This is a genomic window from Orenia metallireducens (assembly GCF_003001995.1).
Lineage (GTDB): Bacteria > Bacillota > Halanaerobiia > Halobacteroidales > Halobacteroidaceae > Orenia > Orenia metallireducens_B.
Genome location: NZ_PVNB01000001.1, coordinates 266,387 through 291,666, shown reverse-complemented (window position 1 = coordinate 291,666; position 25,280 = coordinate 266,387). Strand labels below are relative to the sequence as shown.

Below are 25,280 nucleotides of genomic sequence, written 5' to 3'. Positions count from 1 at the left end.
GAGATTTATTTTTTGTTACATAGTGGTCGTGAAAGGGGGTAACAATAATTGATTTCTTTAGATTTAACTACATTTGTTCTTCAACTAATTAACTTTATGGTATTATATTTTGTGTTAAAACGCTTCTTATTCGGACCAATAACTAATCTTATGAATGATCGTTCTGAAAAAATTTCAGACCAGATAGATCAGGCTATTGAGCGTGAAAATGAAGCAGAACAGTTAAAAGCTGAATATCAACAAAGGTTACAAGATGCTAAGGCTGAAGCTCAAGATATAATTGAAGATAGTCGTCGTAGAGCTCAGAGAAATAAAGAAGATCTTATTAATGAAGCAAAATCTGAAGCTAACCAGAAGATTGAAAGAGCAGAGCAAGAGATTTCTCGTGCTAAACAACAAGCTGTTGAAAGCTTAAAGGATGAAGTGACAAATATTTCAATCCAAATGACTAAGCAATTATTAGAGAAATCTATTAATACAGAATTACAAGAGAAGACAATTGAAAGCTATATTGAAGGAATAGATAAAGATAAGTTGGGTGAGCTAGGATGTTAAGAAACCAAATTGCTGAAAGATATGCTCAAGCTTTATTTGATTTGGCAATGGAAGAGAAAGCTTTAGAAGAGACTCAAACTCAATTTCATGGAATTGTTGGTGCCATTGATAGCAATGATGAACTTAAGCAATTACTTAGCCATCCTAAGCTTAGTAATGGTCAAAAGAAAGAAACATTAACAAAGGTATTTGAAAAAAACTTATCAAATTATCTAATGAACTTTATCAAAATATTGGTAGATAAGGGTAGAGTAGATTATCTACAAGCAATCTATCAACAATTTAAGAAATTAGTTGATATTCAAGAAGGTCGATTAGAAGTTCAAGTTATTTCACCAATTGAATTATCAGCAAAATATCAAGATAAATTAAAGTTAAAATTAGAAGATACCACTAAAAAAGAGGTTGCCTTAAAATTAAAGGTTCAACCAGAGTTATTAGGTGGATTGGTTTTAAAGATTGGTGATAAGATAATTGATGGAAGTTTATTAAATCATCTTAAAAAGCTTGAAAATAAATTAAAAGGTTTAGAAGTAAGCAAGTTAGGGGTGAAAATAGATGAATCTTAGACCTGAAGAGATTAGTTCTATAATTAAAGAACAGATAAAAAATTATAATGTAGAACTAGAAGTAAAAGGTGTAGGAACTGTACTTAATGTTGGTGACGGAATTGCCAGAATCCATGGTTTAGAAGATGCTATGGCTGGTGAATTATTAGAATTTGATAGTGGTGTTTATGGAATGGCACTTAACTTAGAAGAGGATAGTATAGGTTGCGTTATCTTAGGTGATGAGTCTAAGATTGAAGAGGGCGATACTGTTAATAGAACTAATAAAATTGTTGAGGTTCCTATTGGTCAAGAGTTAAAGGGGCGTGTTGTTAATGCCTTAGGTGAACCTATTGATGGTAAAGGACCAATTAATAGTAATGAAACTAGACCAATTGAGTCTGAAGCACCTGGAATAGTAGATCGTCAACCAGTAAAACAGCCATTACAAACAGGTATTAAGGCAATTGACTCTATGGTACCTATTGGTAAGGGACAACGTGAATTGATTATCGGTGACCGTCAGACTGGTAAGACAGCTATCGGAATTGATACAATTATTAACCAAAAAGGTAAAGATGTAGCGTGTATCTATGTAGCAATTGGACAGAAATCTTCTACAGTTGCTCAAATTGTAAACAAATTAGAGGAAGCAGGTGCCATGGAATATACAACAGTAGTGTCAGCTTCTGCTAGTGAGCCTGCTTCATTACAATACTTAGCTCCTTATGCTGGTTGTACTATTGGAGAAGGGTTTATGTATGAAGGAGAAGACGTACTAGTTGTTTATGATGATTTATCTAAGCATGCTGTTGCTTATCGTGAGATGTCATTACTTTTAAGAAGACCACCAGGACGCGAAGCTTATCCAGGGGATGTATTCTACTTACATTCTAGATTATTAGAGCGTGCTGCTAAGTTAAATGATGAGTTAGGTGCTGGTTCTTTAACAGCTCTACCTATCATTGAAACACAAGCAGGAGATATTTCGGCATATATCCCTACAAATGTAATCTCTATTACAGATGGGCAGATATTCTTAGAAAGTGAATTGTTCTTCTCTGGTGTTAGACCAGCGGTTAATGTAGGATTATCTGTATCTCGTGTAGGTGGTAATGCACAGATTAAAGCGATGAAATCTGTTGCAGGAACATTAAAATTAGATATGTCTCAATATCGTGAATTAGAAGCCTTTGCTCAATTTGGTTCTGATTTAGATGAATCTACTCAGAAGAAATTATCTCGTGGAGAGAGAATAGTAGAGGTATTAAAACAGGATGAAACTAGTCCATTAGAAGTAGAAGATCAAGTTATTATTATTTATGCTGTAACTAAAGGATATTTAGATGATATTCCTGTTGAAGATATCACAAGATTTGAGAGAGAGTTTATTAAGTTTATGCAGGCTACTCACCCAGAAGTTGGAGAAGCTATTGTAGAAAGTGGTAAACTAGAAGAGGATACAGAAGAGAATTTAAAAGCTGCAATTAAAGAATTTAAAGATACTTTTGCTACTAGCAAAGATAGAGCTACTGCTTAATTAATCTTCTTTTGCTAGGAAAGTGAGGTGATTTAACGATGGCAAGTATGCGGGATATTAAGCGGCAGATTACTAGTGTTGAGAGTACTAAAAAGATAACTAGAGCTATGAAGATGGTTGCTGCTGCTAAGTTGAGAAAATCCCAAGAAAGAGCAGAAAATGCTAAGCCTTTTTTTGATAAAACTAAGGAAACTTTAGCTGATATTACAGCTAGAATAGATGATGATTTACATCCTCTCCTTGAGAAGCGTGATGTGAAGAAGGTAGGGTATGTATTTATTACTGGTGACCGCGGATTATGTGGTGCGTACAATAGTCGTGTGATTAAAGAGGTTGAAAAAGGTTTAAAAGAGACTGAAAAAGAGACTGAAAAAGAGACTGCTTTAATAACTATTGGTAAAAAAGGAAGGGATTACTTTAAGAATAAAGCAGAGATTATCTCTGAATATATTGAAATTGAAGATAGTCCTGGTTTCTCTACAGCCACCAACATATCTAATGAACTGGTAGAGCTATATACAGAAGGTATTTTAGATGAAGTTCATTTAGTTTATACTGAATTTAATTCTGTAGTTAGTCAGAAAGTAGAGAGATTACAACTATTACCGATTGAGCCACCAGAATCAGCAGAGGTCAATGACTCGGAAGAAAGCTATCTTTATGACCCATCAGCAGAAGAGGTTCTATCTGCTGTATTGCCACAGTATTTAAAGAATGTTATCTTTGGTGCATTAATACAGTCAAAAGCTAGTGAGTTTGCTTCTCGAATGACAGCAATGGACTCAGCTACTGATAATGCTGAAGATATGATTGATAAACTCAAGTTATCTTATAACCGTGCTCGTCAAGCGGCGATTACTCAAGAATTATCAGAGATTGTTGGAGGGGCAGAAGCACTAGAATAGTGGGTCAGGACTGAAGTTAAAGGAGGTATTAGAATGAGTGGAGAAAATAACTCACCTCAAAATATTGGTCGAGTGGTAGAAGTTATCGGTCCAGTAGTTGAGGTTGAATTTAGTAATGAACAGTTACCTGAAATCAATGGTGCGATAAAGATTGTAGATAAAGAACATGATAGAGAAGTAGTTATTGAGGTTATGCACCAAGTTGGTGATAACCGTGTAAAAGGTGTATCTATGAGCTCTACTGATGGATTAAAAAGGGGGATGGAGGCTATCGATTTAGGTGGTCCTATCTCTGTACCAGTTGGGGAAGAGTGTCTAGGTCGTATCTTTAATGTATTAGGTGAAGCAGTTGATAAAGCTGGAGAGGTAAAGACTGAGAAGCGTCTTCCAATACATAGAGAAGCACCAAGTTATGAAGAACAAGATACATCAACTGAGATTTTTGAAACAGGAATTAAGGTTATTGACCTGTTAGCACCTTATTCTAGAGGTGGTAAGGTAGGTCTGTTTGGTGGTGCAGGTGTAGGTAAAACAGTATTAATTCAGGAGTTGATTAATAATATCGCTACTGAGCATGGTGGTTTCTCTGTATTTACCGGTGTAGGTGAGCGTACTCGTGAAGGTAATGACTTATGGTTAGAATTCCAAGAAGCAGATATATTAGACAAGGTAGCCTTAGTTTATGGACAGATGAATGAGCCACCTGGAGCAAGAATGAGAGTTGGACTAACTGGATTAACGATGGCTGAATACTTCCGTGATGAAGCTGGTAAGGATGTATTATTATTTATAGATAATATCTTCCGTTTTGTGCAAGCTGGTTCTGAGGTATCGGCATTATTAGGAAGAATGCCATCAGCGGTAGGTTATCAACCAACTCTAGCGACAGATGTTGGAGAGTTACAAGAGAGAATTACATCTACTAAGAAAGGGTCTATCACTTCGGTACAGGCAGTGTATGTACCTGCTGATGACTTAACAGACCCTGCTCCAGCAACTACTTTTGCTCACTTGGATGCAACTACAGTACTATCAAGACAGATTGCTGAAAAAGGTATCTATCCAGCAGTGGATCCATTGGATTCTACTTCTACCATCCTAAGTCCAAGTACTGTAGGAGAAGACCATTACAATGTTGCACGTCGAGTTCAGGAGACTTTACAGAAATATAAAGACTTACAAGATATCATTGCAATCTTGGGTATGGATGAATTATCTGAAGATGATAAATTGGTTGTATCCCGTGCTCGTAAGATTGAACGTTTCTTATCACAGCCATTCTCTGTAGCAGAGCAGTTTACTGGTATGCCAGGTAAGTATGTACCAGTAAATGAAACTGTACGTGGTTTCAAAGAGATTTTAGAAGGTAAGCATGATGACTTACCAGAAGAAGCTTTTCTTTTTGTCGGTACAATAGATGAAGCTATAGAAAAGGCTGAAAAAGCAAAAGGTCGTGATTAATCATGTCCACAGTGAAACTTAGTATCATTACACCAGAAAAGGTGGTCTATGATGGAGAAGCATCTATGGTAACTGTAAGGACTATAGATGGTGATAGAGGATTTTTAGCAGAACATCAACCTCTAGTTACAGGTCTAGATATCGGTCAGATTAAAATTAAGAATAATGACCAGGAAAGGATACTAGCATCTAGTACAGGTTATATTGAGGTAAGACCTGAAGAGATTAGTATCTTGGTTGATACTGCTGAATATTCTGATGAGATTGATGTGGACCGAGCCAAATCTGCTAAAGAAAGAGCGGAAAAGCGATTGTCTAAAGATAATAGCTCAATTAATTCTAAAAGGGCTGAAATCGCTTTAAAGAAGGCTATGAATAGATTAAAAGTCAGTAAGGGCAAAAACTTTGAGTAAGAGAGTAAAATCTCTTGCTCTTTTTTTATTTAAGTGGTAAATTATACTGTAAGAGATTTGATAAAACTTTATAATTAAATTTGAATATATTGTTATAGATATTGTGATACTTTGAGACTAAGTCTAAGATTAAATTTAAGTTTGATTAAATAATAGAACATTAGAATAATTTCTTACTTATACTTAGATTTAATCTTAATATTTAATAAGTGTCACTCATACAGTGTTATATTTAAGTTTTATTCCAAAGTTGTATGATTATAATATCAATACTTACGGAATAATGATAAATGAAAAAAAGAAATTCAACGGGGTGAAGTCATGAGTGAAGATAAAGATATTCAGCAAGAGGCTATAATGGAAAATCAGGGTAAAAGTGACTTAGAACAGAGGGTTAGTGCCGGAATTAATGGTGGCTTTGAGCTAAAAAAAGGTGAGAAGAATAGATTTTTAGGTGAGTTTAGAGAAAGGGTTTTAAAGGCGTTAACCTTTGAACAGGTCGAAGAACCAGGAACATATCCAGAAGTTTTAGAAGCTATTAAGAATAATGAAGCAAAGAAGCTGATAATTAATCGAAAGGTAGATATGGATAGAGCCAAGGATTATATTAGATTAGCTAGAGAACATGATTTATCCTTTAAAAAAGTAGATTCACCTGATTTCAAAGGTGATATAGGTCTAGTTGTGGTAAGTGACCATGCTGTTAATCAGAGTGATATTATTATTAAGGATAGAGTAACTAGTTTGAAAGAACAAGGGCTACCAATAGAACTTATTAATGCTACAGGGGAGAAGGTATGTGAAGAGTGCTACCAGATGATTAAGGAAAAAGCACCAGAAGAATTGGAAAATTATCGAAAAATGAACTGGTTAGATAAGATTATAGGAAAAAAATGTCCTGCTAATCATTAATTACTTAATCAAATTTTATTATTAAAGAAGGAACTTAAGTAAAGAACCAAGAAGATAATTATTGATTTGTGATAAATTTAATTAGGAGGAATAGGATGAGTTTTCTAATAGTAGATAGAGTAAATAGACTAGAAGGTAGGCTCAGTATTAGTGGTGCCAAAAATGCTGCCTTACCAATCGTTATGGCGGCATTAATAGGAGAAGGAGAAAGTATTTTAGAGAATATTCCTAATTTAAGAGATATAAATAACTTAATTAAGATATTAAATTCTTTGGGAGCTAAGACTGAGTATAGTAATAATAGACTAAAGATTAATACAGATACTATTAATCGTCTAGATATTCCTTATGATTTGGCAAGGAAGATGCGTGCTTCTTATTATGTTCTTGGTGCATTATTGGCGCGTTGTGGACAGGCTGCTACTTCATTGCCAGGTGGTTGCGAGATAGGAAGTAGACCTATTGATTTACATCTTAAGGGTTTTAAAGCATTAGGTGCTAAGGTAAATATAGAGCATGGTGTAGTAGAAGTTAAGGCAGATAAATTAATTGGAGCTAAGATTTATTTGGATTATCCTAGTGTAGGTGCTACATCAAATATTATGATGGCAGCGGTTAAGGCAGAAGGGCAGACTATCATTGAAAATGCTGCTAGAGAACCAGAGATTATAGATTTAGCCAATTATTTAAATGTAATGGGAGCTAAAATTAAAGGTGCTGGGACAGATATTATCAAGATTGAGGGTGCTGATAAATTAGAAGGAAGGGAATATACTATTATTCCTGATCGAATTGAAGCAGGAACTTATATGATGGCGGCTGCTATCATAGAAAGTGATTTGTATATAGACAATGTACTGGTAGAGCATGTCAAGCCATTGATTGCTAAATTAAGAGAGATGGGAGTTATAGTAAAGGAAGATGTCAATAGTGTTAGAATAATATCAGAAGGTAAATTAAAGGCTGTTGATATGAAGACTTTACCTTATCCTGGATTTCCTACAGATATGCAAGCACAGTTTATGGCTTTGTTGACCCAAGCTGAGGGAGCTAGTATGGTAATAGAGACCGTCTTTGAGAATAGGTTTGGTCATGTTGATGAATTAAAGAGGATGGGAGCAGATATCAAGATAGATGGTAGGTCTGCTATTGTTAAAAAATCGAATTTGACAGGAGCTAAAGTTAAGGCAACTGACTTAAGAGCGGGAGCTGCTTTAATTATAGCAGGATTGGTAGCAGAAGGGGAGACTGAGATTGGAGATATATACCATATTGAGCGTGGATATGAAAATATATTAGGTAAGCTAAGTAGTATTGGTGTAAATATTAGAAAAGTTGATTGTTGAAGTTTAACTTAATAGTATTAAAAAAGCAACCATAAATTTATGGTTGCTTTTTTAGATGGAAGATATGAGTTGGTATTCTCTAAAGCTATTAAGCAAAGTATAATTAGTTAACTGTAAATTAATTCTATAATATCCTAATACTCTTCTTACATAAATATTAGTAATTAGCTTATTAGGAGGAGGGGGATTGAAAAGAGTAATAGTGTTTATTGTGATTTTAAATTTAATATCTATAATTATTATACCAAGTGGTATTATGATATCTTTGAATATATTCAAGTCTAATCAATATAAAATAGATATCTATAATATTAATACAGAAGAGTATATGAACTTAGATTTAGATGAGTATCTTAAAGGGGTAGTTGCTGCTGAGATGCCAGCCGGATTTGAGATAGAGGCCTTAAAGGCTCAAGCTGTAGCAGCTAGAACTTATACTTTAAAAAAATTAAAGTCCAATAATTTAACTACCAATAGTAATCGTGACCAGGCTTGGCTGTCTAAAGAGGAGTTAAAGAAGAGGTGGGGGAATAGATATATCTTCTATTGGGCAAAAATATCAGCAGCAGTTGAAGAGACTAAAGGTTTGGTATTAATGTATGACAATAAATTGATTAGTGCAGTATATCATTCAAGTAGTGGGGATTATACAGAAGATGCAGTAGCTGTCTGGGGTAATTCTGTACCTTATTTGAAGAGTGTACCTAGTAATTATGAGCAGTTATCACCTTATTATAGTAAAGATAAGTTTTATTCTATTAAGGATGTTTGCCGCGTCTTAGATGTTCAAAGAAGTGATATAAATAATATTGAGATAATAGAGAGGAGTTCTAGCAAGAGGGTTTTAAAATTAAAGATAGGAAGCAGGGTATTTACTGGAAGAGAATTAAGGCAAAAATTAGGATTACCATCAACCAACTTTATTATTAAAAAAGAAGGTGAATTTCTAAAGTTTAAAACCTCTGGATATGGTCATGGGGTAGGTATGAGCCAGTATGGTGCTAATGGCATGGCTAAGAATCGATATAATTTTAAAGAGATATTATCACATTACTATCCACACACACAACTAAAAATATTCTGGTAATTTATTAATCATATGTATAAAGAACTCACTTCTGGATACCATAACTTTGGAGGTGAGTTTAATGAGTAAAAAATTTGAAAAATGGCCCTTTTCTGTTATTTTGGACAAAAAGAAGAGTAAATTGAAGGATCAGATTAAAGGCTTAAAGTCCTGGAAGTGGGTTTATCTATTTGTAATTATCTTTTTTATGGTCTTAGGAGGTATTTATGCTTTCTATCAGCAAAATTATTTCTCCTTAACAGAGGAGCCCCACTTTGAAAGAACAAGTAGTAGTGAGAAGGAAAAGAGTGTAGAGATAATAAATACTGAAGATGACTTAGATAATTATAAGTTAAATAGGCAAGAGATTGTTATCCCTTCAACTCTAAATCAGACTAAAAAAAGTAGTGTTCAAAGCGAAGAAGATGTTCCTGCTATCAAGGTTACAGCTAAAGCAGCAAATGTTAAAGCTTTTGGTAATTTAATTAGACCTATTGATAGTGAGATTAGCTTATCTTGGAATGAACCCTATAAAGATAGAGTTCTAGATGCTTGGAAATTTAATGGTGGGGTAGATTTTAAAGCAGAAATAGGTACTAAAATTAAAGCAGTCCAAGCTGGGATAGTAGAGGATGTTATTAAAGATGATTATCAAGGAACAACTGTTATCATTAAACACAATGATACTTTCAAAACCCTATATGGAAATCTACAGAGTTCTTACTTAGAAGAAGGGGAGAAAATCAATACAGGCCAAGCACTAGGGGAAGTAGGAGATAGTGGATTAACTGATGAGAGTAAGCTTCACTTTGAAGTAATCAAAGTAGAGGGTGGGGAAGAAAATAGAATCTCTCCGTTACAATATTTAAAATAATTTACTTTTTTTAGAATATTTGTCCTCCTTAATATCATATGTATATATTAAGATTTGAACTTTTAAGGAGGACAAGTTAATGAAAGATTATATTTATCGTCGAGTAATGGAAGTTAGTGAGTATATAATTGAAACTAAAGCAACAGTAAGACAGGCTGCAAAAGTATTTGGAGTCAGTAAAAGTACAATTCATAAGGATATTACTGAGAGATTGGATAAGATTAATCCTCAATTGGCTAATGAAATCAAAGAAATTTTAGAGTATAATAAATCGGAAAGACATTTTAGAGGTGGAGAGGCCACTAGAAAAAAATACTTAAAAGAGAAAATTTCTAACTAATACAGAGAGGTTGGTAATCATACCAATCTCTTTTTTTTTAAAATTAAATTAATATAAAGGATTTTTGCTTTAAATGTATAATTCATTAAATAAGGTTAATCGAGAAAGGGGGGCTTTATGTGATTAGAGGTCTATACACAGCTACAGCAGGTATGGAGAATGCTTTAATAAAGAACAACACTATTTCTAACAATCTAGCTAATATCAACACAACGGGATATAAGAAGCAGACAACAATTGAAAAATCTTTTTCTAATAAACTATTAAATAAAATTTATAATAATGTCACTACTATAGGAAAAGTCGGTACTGGAGTAGGAGTAGATAGAATATCTAATGATTTTGATGAAGGTGCTTTTACAGAGACTGAAAATACTTTTGATTGGGCAATAAAAGGTGATGGTTTCTTTGCAGTTCAGACTCCACAAGGAATTAGATATACCCGTAATGGTAACTTCACAGTAAATAATCAAGGACAAGTTGTTACTCAAAATGGACATTTAGTTATGGGAGAAGGTGGTATATTACAGATTCCTAGTGGTACTAAAGTCAATATAGATGCCAATAACTTAGTAGTTGATGGAAGAGTCTTAGGTAGAATTCAAATTGTAAGCTTTGCAAATAAATCAGGCTTAATTAAAGAAGGCGATACCTTATTTAGGAGAGGACCAGAAGTTGGTGGTACCTTTAGAGCTACAGGAGAGGTAGTACAGGGGTATTTAGAAGATTCTAATGTCAATGCTATTCAAGAGATGGTTAGAATGATCGACAATAGTAGATTATATGAGGCTGATCAGAAGGTAATTCAAGCTCATAATGATACTTTAGGTAAAGCTGTCAATGATGTAGGTAAGGTATAATAACTATTAGTCGAGATATTAAAAATTATTTTTGAATTAAGGTTAAAAAAAATATATTAAATTATTATTAAGGAGTGGGTAAGAAGATGCTTAGATCATTATGGAGTGCCTCATCAGGAATGAGAGCTCAACAGCTCAATATGGATACAATTTCTAACAATTTAGCAAATGTTAATACTAGTGGATTTAAAAAATCTAGAGTAAGTTTTCAAGATTTAATGTATCAAACTTTACGCCAAGCGGGAACACCAAATAGTCAGGGTTCACAAGTACCTACATCTATAGAGATTGGTCATGGTGTCCGTCCAGCAGCTACTCAAAAGTTATTTGGACAAGGACCATTACAATCTACAGAAAATCCCTTAGATTTAGCTATAGAAGGAAATGGCTTTTTTCAGGTGAGTTTGCCAGATGGAAGTACTGGCTATACCAGAGATGGTTCTTTTAAATTAGATAGTAATGGTCAAGTAGTAACTTCTGATGGTTATCTATTACAGCCTGTAATTACTATTCCAGCCAATGCTAAAGAGATTATGATCAATGAAGAGGGGATGGTTTCATTTCTAGAACCAGGGAATGATGAACCTCAGGATGCTGGACAGATCGAATTGGTTAATTTTTCAAATCCAGCTGGACTAACAAGTATGGGACAGAATATCTTTAAACCAACTGCTGCTTCAGGTCAGGCTATGCTTGGGATACCAGCTCAAGATGGTTATGGTTCTATTGCTCAAAGATTTTTAGAGGGTTCAAATGTTAAGGTTGTAGAAGAGATGGTAGATATGATTGCTGCGCAACGGGCTTATGAAATTAATTCTAAAGCCATTAAAGCATCTGATGAGATGCTTCAACAAGCTAACTCACTAAGAAGATAGGGGTTAAATAATGAGAAATAGGATAAGGATTTTAAGCTTGTGCTTATTACTTTTGATAATGACTACAGGTGCTTTAGCTGCTAATAATGGGATAGTTATCCCTAATAGTGTTAGGGTCAGGGGAGTAGATATTAAATTAAGTGATATTGCCTCTATAGATGGAGATGCTACCTTTAAAAATAAGGTAAAGAATATTATTTTAGGACAAGCACCTCTACCTGGATATCAGAGAATTGTTTATCGAGATGAGGTAATTTATGCTCTAAAGGCCTTAAAGATTAATTTAACTCAGTTAAACTTAAATATTCCCTATCAGTTTACTGTTATATCTGATTATAGACAGCTATCTATTGATAAGCTAATTGATTTAGGCAAGGATTATATCTATGATTCTTTACCCTATAATCAAAAAGAACTTGAGGTGGATGTAATAAATCCTCCTCAAGACGTAATGGTTCCTTATGGGGATTTGAGATTAGAGATAGGTGAATTTTATCAGAGGAATTTAGTAGGTACTAGTACTATTCCTGTTGAAATAATAATCGATGATAGGGTTTATAGAAGGGTCTATATACAGTATAAAGTAGGTATTTTACAGAAGGTCTTTGTTGCAAAAGAACAGATTCAAAAAGGTCAATTTGTTAGTAAAGATTTATTTGAAATAAAGAAGAGACTGATTAATACATTAAATCACCAATTTGTTGATGTTAATGCCGATTTAAAGGGCAAGAAAATGAAGATATCTTTAGATATTGGAAGACCTTTATTAAAGAGTATGGTGGAGATGCCACCATTGGTAGAGAGATGGAAAGAGATAACTATTGTTGCTAGAGTTGGTGGTGTCGAGGTGACTACTGTAGGTAAGTCCCTACAAGAGGGGAATATTGGAGATATGATTAAAGTTCAGAACATAAATAGTAGAAAGACAATCAAGGCTAAGGTTATTGCTAAGAATACAGTAGAGGTTTTGATTAATTAAAGAGGAGTGAAATGATGTTTAAACGGGGATGGTTAGTTAAAGGTATATTAGTTATGTTATTAAGTTCTTTGCTCCTACTAAATAATAATGTTCAAGCTAACTCTTTATGGAATGATAATTCTGAATCATTATTTACAGATGATAAAGCAAATGAAGTTGGAGATCTATTAACTATAATTATTCAAGAAAGTACTACTGCCAGTCAACAAGCAAGTACTGATGCTTCTCAGAGTAGTCAGGCTAATGTAGGTGCTGGAACTGGTATCTTAAACTTTATCAGAGCTTTTGGTGTCAATCAAAGTGATACTAATAGTGCTACTGGTACAACAAGTCGTAGTGGTAGTTTAGATACTAAGATAACGGTACAGATTGTAGAAGTCTTACCTAATGGTAACTTCAAGATTAGTGGTAAAAAACATATTACTATAAATAATGAAAAGCAAGAAGTAGAGATGACAGGGATTGTTAGACCAACTGATATTACAGCTGATAATACAATTGATTCAACTTATGTTGCTGATGTTACTATTAACTACCAAGGTAAAGGAGCAATTGGTGACAAGCAAAAACCAGGTATTATCAATCGGATTTTAGATTGGTTCTTCTAGGGAGAGGGGATAAGATGGAGAAGATAAAAAGCTTTTTTTATATAATATTAATTATATGTTTTCTTAGTGGTTCTGTTTTAGCCCTAACTCCTGACCAGGAAAGTCTTAATGACCCACTAGTAAGGATTAAGGATATTACTAGAATTAAAGGGGTTAGGGATAATCAATTACTAGGTTATGGTTTAGTAGTTGGGCTAAATGGAACTGGTGATGGTAATAATAGTCAATTCACAGTACAGTCAGTAGCCAATATGTTAAGGAATTTTGGAGTAATAGTAGATCCTGAAGAATTAGGTATGGATAACGTTGCAGCAGTTATGGTAACAGCTAAATTACCTCCTTTTGTTCATGAAGGAAGTGAGATTGATGTTACCTTATCTTCTATTGGGGATGCTGATAGTTTACAAGGTGGAACCTTATTAATGACTCCATTATATGGACCAGCAGGTAATGAAGTCTATGCAGTAGCACAAGGTTCTGTCTCTATTGGTGGTTTTAATGAAGGTGGAGGCGGAAATCAAGTAAGGCAGAATCATACAACAGTAGGTAGAGTTCCTAATGGTGCTTTGATTGAAAAGGAAGTTCCTATGAGCTTTACAAGCAATGAGCATGTTACTTTGGTTTTAGCTAACCCTAATTTTGCTACTGCACAAAGAATTTCTGATGTAATTAATGGAACCTTTGGCTACACACCACAAGGTGGCTATTATGCTCAAGCTATTGATGCTGGTCAAGTTGAGATCAAGGTGCCTAATTATTATGAGAATAAAGTCGTTAACTTCATCTCTAGACTTGAGCAATTGGAGGTTAGACCAGATACAGAGGCCAAAGTCGTTATTAATGAGAGAACAGGAACAATTGTTATGGGTCATAATGTCCGCTTATCAAAGGTGTCAGTAGCCCATGGTAATTTAACAGTAACGATTGCAACTCAAGAGAATGTAAGTCAGCCTGATCCATTTACAGATGGTCAAACTGAGGTTACTGAAGAGACTGATATTGATGTATCAGAAGAAAATAGTAGGTTGATGGTCTTACCAAAGGGATCAAGTATTGCTGATGTAGTTAAGGGGTTGAATGCTGTAGGTGCAAGCCCTAGAGATATTATTGCTATTTTGCAAGCAATTAAACAATCTGGTGCATTACATGCAGAATTAGAAATTATGTAAGGTTGTGATTATCTATGAAAATAAATTCTGATTTCTCTATCAATCAATTGCAGATAAAGCAGAATAACCTAACTGATGCAGAGAATAAATTTAAGAATCTATTAGCTAAAAAAACAAATGAGTCTGAGAAAGAAAATAAAGAAACAGAAGAAGACAAAGAGCTAAAAAAGGTCAGCCAAGAATTTGAGGCTATCTTTGTAAATATGATGTTTAAGCAGATGAGAAGCTCTGTCTTTAAATCAGGTTTATTAGATGGTGGAATGAGTAGAGAGATTTTTGAAGATATGTACTATAATGAAGTCTCCAAATCTGCTGCGGAAAGTAATGAATTAGGAATAGCAGAGGTGATTTATCAGCAACTAAGTAATAAATCATGACTAATAGCTATATTTATATAAATATAGGTGAAACTAGATAGTAAGGTACTGGTCTTATAAGAAGGGATGGGATTTTATTGCGAATAACCTTAAAGGTAATTGCTATATTGCTACTATGTATTGCTTTATCAAATATAGCTATAGCTAAAACAGAGATCATGTCGTTATCAGAGGTTAGATCTGGGATGAAGGGTACAGGAAGAACAGTATTAAAAGGTAACAAAATTGAAGAATTTGATGTAGAGGTTGTTAGTGTACTAACAGATCAGCCTGGTCAGGATTTAATTTTAGTCAAGACAAGTGGGGATGTAATCGATAGGACTGGTGGGATTGCTTCGGGAATGAGCGGAAGTCCAGTTTATATCGATGGGAAATTAATTGGGGCAGTAGGTTATGGATGGCAATTAGCTGACCATAAGATTGGTATGGTAACCCCAATAGAAAGTATGTTAGATATTTTTGAGTTGGATAAAAAGATAGAGAGTGAAGACGTTATAAATTTAAAAGAGCCAATTAAAATAGGTGACAGAGAATATAAGAGAATATACTTTAGTGAAGATTCTCAAGAAGTAGTCGATAAGGATACTATGTTAGCTACTGCTGTGTCTACTCCCTTGATGGTTAGTGGAATTAAAGGAAGAGCTAAAGATAGATTAGCTGAAAGTTTAGATGATTATAAGCTAGTCCCTGTTAATGGAGGAGGACTATCACCATCAGTAGAAGACACTGATTTAGAGCCAGGAAGTGCTGTGGCTGTACAATTGGTTAGGGGAGATATTAATGTATCGGCTATTGGAACGGTCACTTATCGCGAAGGGAATAAGATTTTGGCCTTTGGACATCCTTTTTTGTCTAAAGGTAGTGTGAACTATCTATTATCTTCAGCTTATATCCATCAGATGGTAACTAGTATCAAGATGCCTTTTAAGCTTGGTTCACCAGGAGAGCTTAAGGGAATTATTACTCAAGATAGAACTGCTGGTATAGCAGGTAAGGTGAATGAATTTCCTAATGTTGTTCCTTTGGAAGTTAATGTTTTTGATCATAATTTGAATAAAAAAGAGAAATATAATTTACAAATAGTACAGAACGAAGATTTAATAGAGGGCTTGGCTTCTTCGGCAGTATTACAAGCAATTGATAGTACCATAGATCGAACAGGTGAAGGAACGGCCAAAGTAAGTATAGAAATTTTGGGTAATAAATTACCTGATAATATTATTAATTTAGAGAATTTATACTATAGTCCTAATGATATTGCGGCGACATCTTTAAGTGATTTTCTACAATCTCTAAGTCTAATTCTTCATAATCCTTTCACAAAGGTCAATTTAGCCAATATTAAATTTAATGTTGATATCGAGAAAAGGGCTAAGGTTGCTTTGATAGAAGAGATTAAATTAGATAAAGAGAAGGTAGCGCCTGGTGAAGAGGTAGAAGCTGAGATAACATTAAGACCTTACCGTGATAATTTAATAACTAAAAAGGTTAAATTAGAGATACCAGATGATATTAAAGCAGGAAAATTTGAGGTACATGTCTTCAGTGGGCAAGAAGCTAATTTGAATCGCTTTACACCACAAGAAGAAGAAAAGAGCTCAAAATCTAATCTTGTTAAAAGTTTAGATGAACTGATAGAGGTTTATCAAAAGCATAATAAGAATAATCAATTTGTAATTGAGTTAAGACCTTCATACACACCACCAAGCAATAGCCATTTAGAGAACTCTGAAGAGAAGGCTAAAGATGAAGAGGTTCAAGAAGCAGAAGACGTTAAAGAAAAATCCTTCGAGTTTGTAGAGAAAGCTGTTGAGACAGATTATGTGTTAGAAGGGACATTAATGGAAAAAATAGAAGTTATAACTAAAGAAGAAACTGAATAATTGCTAAAAAAGCTCCTCGATTAGAGGAGTTTTTTTAATATGGTAAGATGTTTTAGCTATATCAATAAATAACTGGCAGATTCTATTGCAAGAGTTATTAAAATGTAATATTATTAAATTAGTTTGGATTAGACTGGAGGAAGATAATAATGAAGTTGAAGATTTTGCAGTCTAACAAGGTAAAGGTTATAATGTTGGCGATCTTATTCTTTGTATTGTCAACTTCATTATATCTGTTATATACCAATAGTAATCTGTTATCTGATAAGGTGAAGCTTAAAGTTATAAATCTTTTAGATAAGAAATTAGAACTGGATACAAAAATTGAAGATATAAAAATTAAAGGAATAAATAAGATTGTAATTGAGGGGGTTATTATTAAGGGCGATGATGCTAGTAAGTTATTAGAGGTTGAAGAGATAGAGATTAGTTATAGTATTAAAGACCTTATCTTTAAACCCTTCAATCCTTTAAAGAGTATTACAGCCCTGAGAATTATTCATCCTGATATTATGATTGCAAAGAAAGAAGAGTGGAATTTCAGTTCTTTAACTGATCAATTTGCTTCTGCAGATAATACAGAGAAGAATAGCAGCTTAGGACTTGATTTTCCTATTTATATTGAGCAAGGGGAGCTTGAATATAATACTCCTCAATTGCAGGATAGCTTGACCAGGATTTCTGGACAAGTATATTTAGCTGAAGAGATTAAATTTAACTTAAAAGCTAGATTAAATTCCATATCAGAAGAAGATTTAGAGCTACAAGGGAGATTAGCAGGTGATAATTATCAAGGAGAGCTTACTTTTGATAGGGTCAAGCTATCTAGGATAAAAGATAAACTGGATATTTCACAATTAGCAGATACCAGCTTAAGTGGTGATATAACAGGTAAGGCCGAGATTAAAGGGGTGTTAGGTAATGTCCCTAATTATTTTGTTACTTTATATTTAAATAATGGAGCTATCTCTAAGGATAAAATTGATCTAACAGAGATAGAAGGTTATTTTGGAATTAATAAGTATGGGATTAAGGTCAATAGATTAGCTGCTAAGTATAAAGATTTTCCAATTGAAGTGGCTGGTGAAGTCTTTAATTGGAAGAATTCTCAGCTAAACTTAGAATATGATTTAACTGATATCCCATTAGAAGAGTTGGCAGAATTATTACCCTATAATAATGATCTAGAAGTAGAGGGTAATGCGAAGGTTTCAGGTATTGTTAAAGGAGAGCTGATAAATCCTAGTATAACTGCTAAGGTTACGATGGATAAATTATCAATTAATGGTTCTGCTTTGACTGAATTTAATAGTGAATTTTATTACAAGGATAAGGTAATTAATTTAGAGCAATTAAGCTTTAAATATGGAAAGGGTAGTATTGATGGGAGAGGAACCATAGCTGTAGATGAAGGGCTAAACTATATTTTATCTACTGATATTAATGATATAGAGTTATCTGATTTGGAGAAGCTTTTTGATTATCAATTAGATGGGTCAGGTATTATTAATGCTAATGCTATGGTCTCAGGTGCAGGCTTTGATAAGGAGCAATTAAATATTCTAGGTAATATCACTTTAAGAGACGGCTCTGTTAAAGAATATCTCATAAATAGCTTAGAAAGTAATTTCTGGTTGACTGAGGGTAAATTATTCTTAAACCATACAGAGTTGATCTCAAATGATACTAAAGTTAACCTAGAAGGACTGGTTACTTTGGATGGGAAGCTAAATTTATCTTTAAGAGGGAATAATATCAACTTAAAGGAATTAAATAAGTTTCATCAGGTAAAAGAGTTAGCTGGAATTATTGATTTAAGTGGTGAGGTAAGAGGAACAGTTACAAAACCTGATTTTAAAGGTAAGTTTATGATTAATAGCCTAAGCTATGATAGCTATAATATAGGTAGTGTCTTTGGTGATTTAGGTTTTAATGATGATAAATTGAGGTTAGAAGATGTTCGATTGCTCACCTTAGCAAGTGAGATATCAGGAAGTATAGACTTTACAGACAATACCTCTAATATCATTTTAGATACAAAAGAGGTTGGAGTAGAGAGGATATTAGATATTTTAAACCTTGACGTACCTTTTTCAGGTACTGCTAAAGGTAGGACTATAATTGAATCTATTTATCCACACTTTGCTTTAAAGGGAGAAGTATCATTAAGTGATGGTAGGATTTATGGTCAGAACTTTGATACTGCTACTTTAGATTATGCTTATAGTGATGGTAAGTTTATTATTGATAAGCTAGAGACTAAATATAATGACTCTATTTTAGTGACTGATGGAAATTATATAAATAATCATTTGGAAATCAATTTTATCAGTGATAAACTTAACTTAGAGGATATAAATTATTATGATTTAAAAGAGATTGGTATAACAGGAGATGGTGAAATAAGAGGTAGGGTATATGGAGATCTTTCTGATTTAAAGGTAATAGCTAAGGTTGAGAGTAGCAATATTAAGGTTAGTGATGCTAATTTAGGTGACGTTTCAGCAAAGATTAGTTATAAAGATCAACATCTATATCTAACAGATTTATTATTAGAGAGTTTAGATAATGTGTATAAGATGAGTGGAAGCTTGGATATGGAAGAGAAAAAGATTGATAGTATATTGCTAAGTGTTGAACAAGGGGATATTAGTTATTTAAATAAATTTATACCTTATGATTTAAACTTGCCTTATAAGTTTGTAGGTCAAGTTAGAGCATCAGGCTCTATTAAAGAGCCAGTATTTAATTTAGATTTATCTGTATCTGATAACAATAATGTAGGTTATTTAGATATAAAAGGAGATTATATAGTTAATAATGATGTTGATATTGAATTATTAGCTAAAGAGTTTGACTTTTCTCCAATTAATAGTTTAGGATTAATCCCTTACCAACTAGAAGGTAAGATTAACTTGACAGGTCAGCTTACTGGAACTTTAGATAAATTGAGTCTTAACTCTAATATTAAGGTAACTGATGGTAAGGTCAATCAATTTTCTTATGAACAACTTCTTGGTCAAGTTAATTTAATAGATGGTAACAGGATTAGTCTAAATCAGACTTTACAGATTAAAGGAAATAATGTAGTAAGGGCTGAAGGTGAGATTCCATTGAATTCAACTGAGCAGATCAATTTTGATTTAAGTCTAAAAGAAGGAAATCTAAGTCTATTACCCTTAGCATTATCTGATATTAAATCAGCAACTGGCAAGGGAAGGGCTGATATACACTTATCAGGTAATTGGAAAGCACCTAAATTCACTGGTAGTGCAGAGGTTGTTTCTGGTAATATCTCTTATCCAGAGGTATTAGATAGAGATATAAGTAACCTATCTGGAAAGGTTGATTTGACTGGTGATAAGATTATCATTAAGGGGGTTAAAGGTGATTATGGCGAAGGAAGCTTTGATATTAAAGGTGATATAGCTCTAGATGGTATTAAACCATCAGATTATAATATTAAGTTCTCTGGAAATAATATAGCCTTTGAACATGGATTTGTAAAAGCAGTGGGTAATGGAGATATATCAATTACAAGTTCTTTTGCTAAGCCTTTAATCAAAGGATCATTATTAGTTCATGATAGTCATATTGATTTAGGCTTTGATTGGCCAACTTCTAAGAAGGAGAATCAAGAACCATTAGTTCAACCAAGCTTTGATTTAGAGCTTATTCCAGGAAAGAATGTAAGGGTAGGTAATGACAATATAGATATTTTAATCCAATCTGGGAATTTGAATTTAAGAAATGGAGAGCAAGGATTAGAGCTAATTGGTAGATTGGAATCTACCAATGGTCAAGTCAGTTATTATAATACAGATTTTGAACTAGAGAAAGGTACTGCTAGTTTTAATAAATATGACTTGATTCCTAATCTCCAAGTAAGAGCTACTACAGAGGTTGAAGCTACTCCAGAGATAAAGGCTAGAACTGGATTTAATAATGTTAAAATCTATCTAGATTTAAATGGAATGGCTACTCAGATGGAGCCTGATCTTTACTCTAAGCCAGATTTGGCACAGGAAGAAATAATTCTTTTATTGACTAGCCAAGGAGGAATTGGGAGTTTCTTAGAGAAAGACTATGAGGGAGCGTTAAAAACTGAAATGTGGAGACTTATTGATGAGAATCTCCAGCTAGAATTAATCTCCAAATTAGAAAAATCTTTTGAGAAGTCTTTAGATTTAGATCAATTTAGAATTAAATCGGTTTTAAGTGGTGATGTGAGAATCCAATTATCTAAGTTTCTTACAGATAATTTAATGTTAAAATATGAACATGTTTTTGGCATAGAAGAAGAGCACACTTATGGTTTTGAATATCATTTTCCTTTAGGATTCGATACTTTAAGAATTAATGGTCAGTATGATAGTGAAGAAGAATATCAATTAGGATTAGAAGCAAGTTTTAATTTCTAAAGATTTTAGTGGGTTTCATTTATTAAAGAGATTATTGTATTATAACTCTTATAGCTATGAAACTCGCTGATTTTCTGATTAATTAATTATTTATGATAAAATTAAAGCAAGGGGGAGTTTCTTATGTATAAAAAGATAGGAGTAATAACCTTATCTTTAATCATGATAATATTAAACAGTGGTTTATTGATGGCAGAAACTATAGATAATAAGAATGTTATTACTGCCATTAAAGTAGTAGGTAATAAAGAGATTAAAGATGAAGAGATTTTGGAGAAGGTGACTACAAAGGTTGGTGATGAGATATCTAATCAACAATTACAAGAAGATATGAAGGCTATCTTTGATTTGGGATATTTCTTTGATATACAGGTTTCTTTTAAAAATCATGAAGGTGGAGTAATGTTAATCTTTGAGGTGATTGAAAATCCAAAGTTATCTCAGATAAAGATTGATGGAAACACTAAAATTTCTACTGAGAAGTTAAAAGAGATCATTGGAATTAGATCAGGTCAACTGTTAAATTTAAATGAATTAGAAAATGCTAAGCAAGAGATTGAAAAGTACTATCGAGAAGAAGGATATATTTTGGCTAAAGTTGTAGATTTAACAATTAAAGAAAAAGACCAATTATATATTACTATAAATGAAGGTAGACTTAATAATATAGTTATTAATACTGATGGTCAAACTAAGGAGTATATTATTAGAAGAGAGCTCTCTATTGAAGAGGGGCAAGTCTTTAATATTGATCAGGTTTGGAAGGATTTAAGAAGTATTTATAATTTGGGCTTCTTTGAGGAAGTAAAGCCTGATTATCAAGCAGTTGAGGGTGATCATCAAGCTGTTGATTTAGTAATCAACCTTAAAGAAGGAAAGACTGGTACCTTTAGTATTGGTGGTGGATATAGCTCAGCATCTGGATTGACAGGTCTGATTGATTTAAAGAAGGATAATCTTTTTGGTCGTGGACAGAGTGTTAAGTTAAATTGGGAATTTGGTGGTAGTACAAATACCTATGAGGTAGGTTTTTATCAACCTTGGGTATTTGGGACAGAAAACAGCCTTAACTTTAACTTATATAATACTGTTAGAGAAGATAAAAATGATAATGATGTTAAAGAAAAGGGTGGTAGTATCACAATAGGAAGAACTATTGCTCTAGATACAAAGGCATACTTGAAGTATAATTATGAGGATAGTGAATATTTAGAAGAAATTGATGATACTGGAGAGTTCTATGAGGTTGATGAAAATATCCGAAGTTTAACTTTAAAGACAATTCGTGATACTAGAGATAACTTCTTAACTCCTAAAAATGGAGGGCGCCAAGAGTTATCTATTGAGGGTGCTGGGAATATTTTAGGAGGAGATGCAGATTTCGCTAAGTATTATACTGATATTCGTAAGTATATTCCTTCTGGAGAGGATAATAACTGGGCTTTCCGTCTAAAGCTAGGAGGAAGTAATGGCGATTTACCTGAAACTAGAGAATTTTATTTAAGAGAGAGCTTATTAGATGGGGTAAGAGGTTATTCTTATGACCATTATAAAGATCAAGACGGATTTGAAGGAGATTCTATCTTCTTGACTAATTTAGAATATAGAATCGGTATTGCAGAGAGTATAACTGGAGTAGTCTTTGCTGATGCAGGAAGAACCTTTGATGACAATCAATTTAGTCTAAATGATATTAAATATTCTACTGGAGTTGGAGTTAGATTTAATACTCCAATCGGTCAATTAGGCTTAGATTATGGTTATGCTCCAGAAGGGGATGACGGTGATAAGAGTAGCTTTAGTTTTAGAATAGGTAGTATATTCTAGAAAGGGGATATGTTTATGAAGAAGAATTTAATTTTTGGTCTATTAATATTTGCTATATTAGGTGTTATAATTATGATCGATAATCCAGTAGGTGCTCAAAATGATAAAGCCACACAGATTGCCTATGTGGATATGCAACAGCTCTTTGCTAATCATCCAGATAAAGCTGCTTCAGAAGAGAAGTTGAATGAAGAAGCAAAGCGATTACAGAAGGAATTAGAAGAAGAAGCTAAGAATATGACCAAAGAAGAGAGACAAGAAGTATTAGAGAAGTACCAACAACAGCTTAATACTTTGGAAAGAGATTTAGTGGCTGAAGTAATGAAGGATATCAATGACAGAATAATAAAGATAGCTAAAGATAAGGGTATTACTGTAGTGGTTGAAAAGCCAGTAGTTATTTATGGTGGTTATGATTTGACTGATGAGGTCTTAGCAAGCTTAACAGCTACTGAAAAGACTGAAGATAATACAGAAGAATAATAGAGTAAACAAGAAACTATAATATATATTATAGTTTCTTGTTTACTCGTTAACTTTAAATATAATATTTAGAAAGTAGGTGTTTTAGGTGTCTCGACAGAACTTGAGAAATGCTGGACTAACTTTTTTAATGGTTTTAGTATGCTTAGCTGTTTTGGCTGGTCAGGCTGTTGAAGGCGAGAGACCTAAAGGCTCAGCTCAATCTGATATAGGATTGGTGAATATGGATAAATTAACTCAAGGACATCCATTAACTGAGCAGATTAATCAATTAACAAAGCAAATTGCTAACTATCAAGCAACTTTGAATAATGAGAATGAAAATCTAGAAAATTTAAAAACAGATACAGAAGATTATTTAGGAGATTTCAACTCTCAATTGAATAAGAGACTAGAATTAATTAAAGATAATTCCATGAAAGAAATAGCCAATAAAAGGGAAGAACTAAATAATAAGTTAAAGAGTTACCATCAACAACTTAATACTGATCTTTCTAATAAATTAATGGCTAAAAAGGAATCTTTAGAGAAGAAATTACAAGGCGAAATTTCTTCTCTAAATGATAGTTATCAGAAAGAATTGGATAAGCATAAGGAAGCTTTAAACCAAGAATATAATGATAGAATCATTAATTTAAGATTAAAGTTAAAGTTCAATAGCTTATCTGAAGCAGAGCACAATCAATATTCAGCAGAATTAGAAGAGCTAATGGCAGAGAAGAATAATAAATTAGCAGAGAAAGAAAATTATTATAATGAAAGGTTAAAGAAGGTTGTGCAAGAGAAAGAGTTGGAGTTTGCAAATGAGATTAAAGAATATCAAAAGAAGCTAAAAGAAGAGGCTGAAAAGAAGTATAAGCAAAGAGAAGAAGCGATAAGAGCAGAGTTAGCTGATTATTTAAGTACTATCGAAGATAATTTGGAGAATGACTTAAAAGAAAGAGAAGAGCTATTAAGAGAAGATATGGAGCAAAATTTAGTCTCAGCTGAGAATAGATTAATCTCTAAAGTACAGAATAAGATTAATCATTTAAAAGATGAACTAGATAGTTTGGAAGAAAATAAAGAAGAATTGATGGAAAAGCGTTCTAAGGATATTGATAAAATTATTAAAGAGGTTGCTAAAAGCAATAAGGTTAGATTGGTTATAGCAGATTCTTTACAAAATGTAGATGGAACTGACATAACAGATAAAGTATTAGAAGAGATAAAACTGGGGAGGTGAAGTGATTGAAGAAGATAGTTCTAGCTTCTAGCCTTCTATTGATGGTTATGCTTTTAATAACAGCTTGTGCTCAAGAGCCTGAGGTAAAGATAGAAAAGGAATTGGTAAAATTAAAGGTTGGGATCATTGACCAAGATAGAGTTTGGACTGAAAGTGCAAAGGCTAAGCAATATCAACAAGAGCTAAATGCTAAGATTGAAGAGGTTCAACAGAGATATCAAAAGGAGATAGAGGGTTTAAGCCAGGAAGAACAGGTAAATAAATATCAAGAAACTTATCAAGAGATCAATGATTTAAGGGATGAATTAAAAGAGAAGTTTCAAAATGAAGTTAAAGTTGTAATAGAAGAAATTATTAAAGAGCAAGAAATAGATGTCGTCTTGAATAAACAAGATGTTAAGCATGGTGGGATTGATCTCACTGATAAGGTAATTAAAAATTTAGAATAAAACTATAATATCAGTCCTTTTTCTCTTAGGGCTGATATTATTTTTACATAAATATTTTTGTAGTCTAGCAGAAATCGAGTTATAATAAACTTATATCAACAAAGATATAAATTGAGCCAAAAATCATAGTAAAGATTATTTTTATAGATGCTTTGTTTAGGAGG

Annotated in this window: 23 protein-coding genes; all 23 read left to right on the top strand. The window is 33.1% G+C overall.

Annotation, left to right across the window (positions count from 1 at the left end; all coding sequences use genetic code 11):
- Window positions 1-48 precede the first annotated feature (48 nt).
- The 23 genes from atpF to BX659_RS01140 all read left to right on the top strand — a co-directional run bounded on the left by atpF (window position 49) and on the right by BX659_RS01140 (window position 25,116).
- On the top strand, window positions 49-555 hold the full coding sequence (atpF, locus tag BX659_RS01250) for a F0F1 ATP synthase subunit B (RefSeq protein ID WP_097017381.1): 507 nt from the start codon (window positions 49-51) through the stop codon (window positions 553-555).
- The gene (gene atpH, locus BX659_RS01245) at window positions 549-1,124 is read left to right on the top strand and encodes an ATP synthase F1 subunit delta (protein ID WP_097017382.1); all 576 of its coding nucleotides are present in this window, start codon (window positions 549-551) and stop codon (window positions 1,122-1,124) included. Before atpF ends, atpH begins: the two co-directional genes overlap by 7 nt.
- Window positions 1,114-2,643, top strand: coding sequence for a F0F1 ATP synthase subunit alpha (atpA, locus tag BX659_RS01240; RefSeq protein WP_097017383.1), 1,530 nt, complete (start codon window positions 1,114-1,116; stop codon window positions 2,641-2,643). Before atpH ends, atpA begins: the two co-directional genes overlap by 11 nt.
- A gap of 38 nt (window positions 2,644-2,681) precedes the next feature.
- Window positions 2,682-3,548 carry an ATP synthase F1 subunit gamma gene (gene atpG, locus BX659_RS01235; RefSeq protein ID WP_097017384.1) on the top strand — a complete coding sequence of 289 codons (867 nt, stop codon included), beginning with the start codon at window positions 2,682-2,684 and terminating at the stop codon, window positions 3,546-3,548.
- A gap of 33 nt (window positions 3,549-3,581) precedes the next feature.
- Complete coding sequence (atpD, locus tag BX659_RS01230) at window positions 3,582-5,009, top strand: F0F1 ATP synthase subunit beta (protein WP_097017385.1); 1,428 nt, start codon at window positions 3,582-3,584, stop codon at window positions 5,007-5,009.
- A gap of 2 nt (window positions 5,010-5,011) precedes the next feature.
- Window positions 5,012-5,422 carry a F0F1 ATP synthase subunit epsilon gene (locus BX659_RS01225; protein WP_097017386.1) on the top strand — a complete coding sequence of 137 codons (411 nt, stop codon included), beginning with the start codon at window positions 5,012-5,014 and terminating at the stop codon, window positions 5,420-5,422.
- A gap of 321 nt (window positions 5,423-5,743) precedes the next feature.
- The gene (locus BX659_RS01220; protein WP_097017387.1) at window positions 5,744-6,334 is read left to right on the top strand and encodes a YueI family protein; all 591 of its coding nucleotides are present in this window, start codon (window positions 5,744-5,746) and stop codon (window positions 6,332-6,334) included.
- Window positions 6,335-6,429: 95 nt separating this feature from the next.
- A complete protein-coding gene (murA, locus tag BX659_RS01215) occupies window positions 6,430-7,680 on the top strand; it encodes a UDP-N-acetylglucosamine 1-carboxyvinyltransferase (RefSeq protein WP_097017388.1) in 1,251 nt (416 codons plus the stop codon).
- Window positions 7,681-7,867: 187 nt separating this feature from the next.
- Entirely contained in the window at window positions 7,868-8,767 is a 900-nt protein-coding gene (spoIID, locus tag BX659_RS01210; RefSeq protein WP_097017389.1) for a stage II sporulation protein D, read from the top strand.
- A gap of 61 nt (window positions 8,768-8,828) precedes the next feature.
- Window positions 8,829-9,620, top strand: a complete 792-nt coding sequence (locus BX659_RS01205; RefSeq protein ID WP_097017390.1) for a M23 family metallopeptidase — start codon at window positions 8,829-8,831, stop codon at window positions 9,618-9,620.
- 79 nt (window positions 9,621-9,699) lie between these two features.
- Complete coding sequence (gene spoIIID, locus BX659_RS01200) at window positions 9,700-9,960, top strand: sporulation transcriptional regulator SpoIIID (protein WP_097017391.1); 261 nt, start codon at window positions 9,700-9,702, stop codon at window positions 9,958-9,960.
- A 119-nt stretch (window positions 9,961-10,079) separates the two neighbouring features.
- Window positions 10,080-10,820, top strand: a complete 741-nt coding sequence (locus tag BX659_RS01195) for a flagellar hook-basal body protein (RefSeq protein WP_097017392.1) — start codon at window positions 10,080-10,082, stop codon at window positions 10,818-10,820.
- A gap of 86 nt (window positions 10,821-10,906) precedes the next feature.
- Entirely contained in the window at window positions 10,907-11,695 is a 789-nt protein-coding gene (flgG, locus tag BX659_RS01190; protein WP_097017393.1) for a flagellar basal-body rod protein FlgG, read from the top strand.
- Between the two features lie 10 nt (window positions 11,696-11,705).
- Entirely contained in the window at window positions 11,706-12,674 is a 969-nt protein-coding gene (gene flgA, locus BX659_RS01185) for a flagellar basal body P-ring formation chaperone FlgA (RefSeq protein ID WP_097017394.1), read from the top strand.
- A gap of 53 nt (window positions 12,675-12,727) precedes the next feature.
- Window positions 12,728-13,282 (top strand): flagellar basal body L-ring protein FlgH, encoded by a 555-nt coding sequence (locus BX659_RS01180; protein ID WP_258176079.1) that lies wholly within the window; start codon window positions 12,728-12,730, stop codon window positions 13,280-13,282.
- Between the two features lie 14 nt (window positions 13,283-13,296).
- Entirely contained in the window at window positions 13,297-14,451 is a 1,155-nt protein-coding gene (locus BX659_RS01175; protein WP_097017396.1) for a flagellar basal body P-ring protein FlgI, read from the top strand.
- A 14-nt stretch (window positions 14,452-14,465) separates the two neighbouring features.
- The gene (locus BX659_RS01170; RefSeq protein ID WP_097017397.1) at window positions 14,466-14,828 is read left to right on the top strand and encodes a rod-binding protein; all 363 of its coding nucleotides are present in this window, start codon (window positions 14,466-14,468) and stop codon (window positions 14,826-14,828) included.
- Window positions 14,829-14,905: 77 nt separating this feature from the next.
- Window positions 14,906-16,711 (top strand): SpoIVB peptidase S55 domain-containing protein, encoded by a 1,806-nt coding sequence (locus tag BX659_RS01165; RefSeq protein WP_097017398.1) that lies wholly within the window; start codon window positions 14,906-14,908, stop codon window positions 16,709-16,711.
- A 149-nt stretch (window positions 16,712-16,860) separates the two neighbouring features.
- A complete protein-coding gene (locus BX659_RS01160; protein ID WP_097017399.1) occupies window positions 16,861-21,132 on the top strand; it encodes a translocation/assembly module TamB domain-containing protein in 4,272 nt (1,423 codons plus the stop codon).
- Between the two features lie 123 nt (window positions 21,133-21,255).
- On the top strand, window positions 21,256-22,959 hold the full coding sequence (locus tag BX659_RS01155; RefSeq protein WP_097017400.1) for a BamA/OMP85 family outer membrane protein: 1,704 nt from the start codon (window positions 21,256-21,258) through the stop codon (window positions 22,957-22,959).
- A 15-nt stretch (window positions 22,960-22,974) separates the two neighbouring features.
- Window positions 22,975-23,442 (top strand): OmpH family outer membrane protein, encoded by a 468-nt coding sequence (locus BX659_RS01150; RefSeq protein WP_097017401.1) that lies wholly within the window; start codon window positions 22,975-22,977, stop codon window positions 23,440-23,442.
- Window positions 23,443-23,530: 88 nt separating this feature from the next.
- The gene (locus tag BX659_RS01145) at window positions 23,531-24,667 is read left to right on the top strand and encodes a hypothetical protein (RefSeq protein WP_143786655.1); all 1,137 of its coding nucleotides are present in this window, start codon (window positions 23,531-23,533) and stop codon (window positions 24,665-24,667) included.
- A 5-nt stretch (window positions 24,668-24,672) separates the two neighbouring features.
- Window positions 24,673-25,116 carry an OmpH family outer membrane protein gene (locus tag BX659_RS01140; RefSeq protein WP_097017403.1) on the top strand — a complete coding sequence of 148 codons (444 nt, stop codon included), beginning with the start codon at window positions 24,673-24,675 and terminating at the stop codon, window positions 25,114-25,116.
- Window positions 25,117-25,280 lie beyond the last annotated feature (164 nt).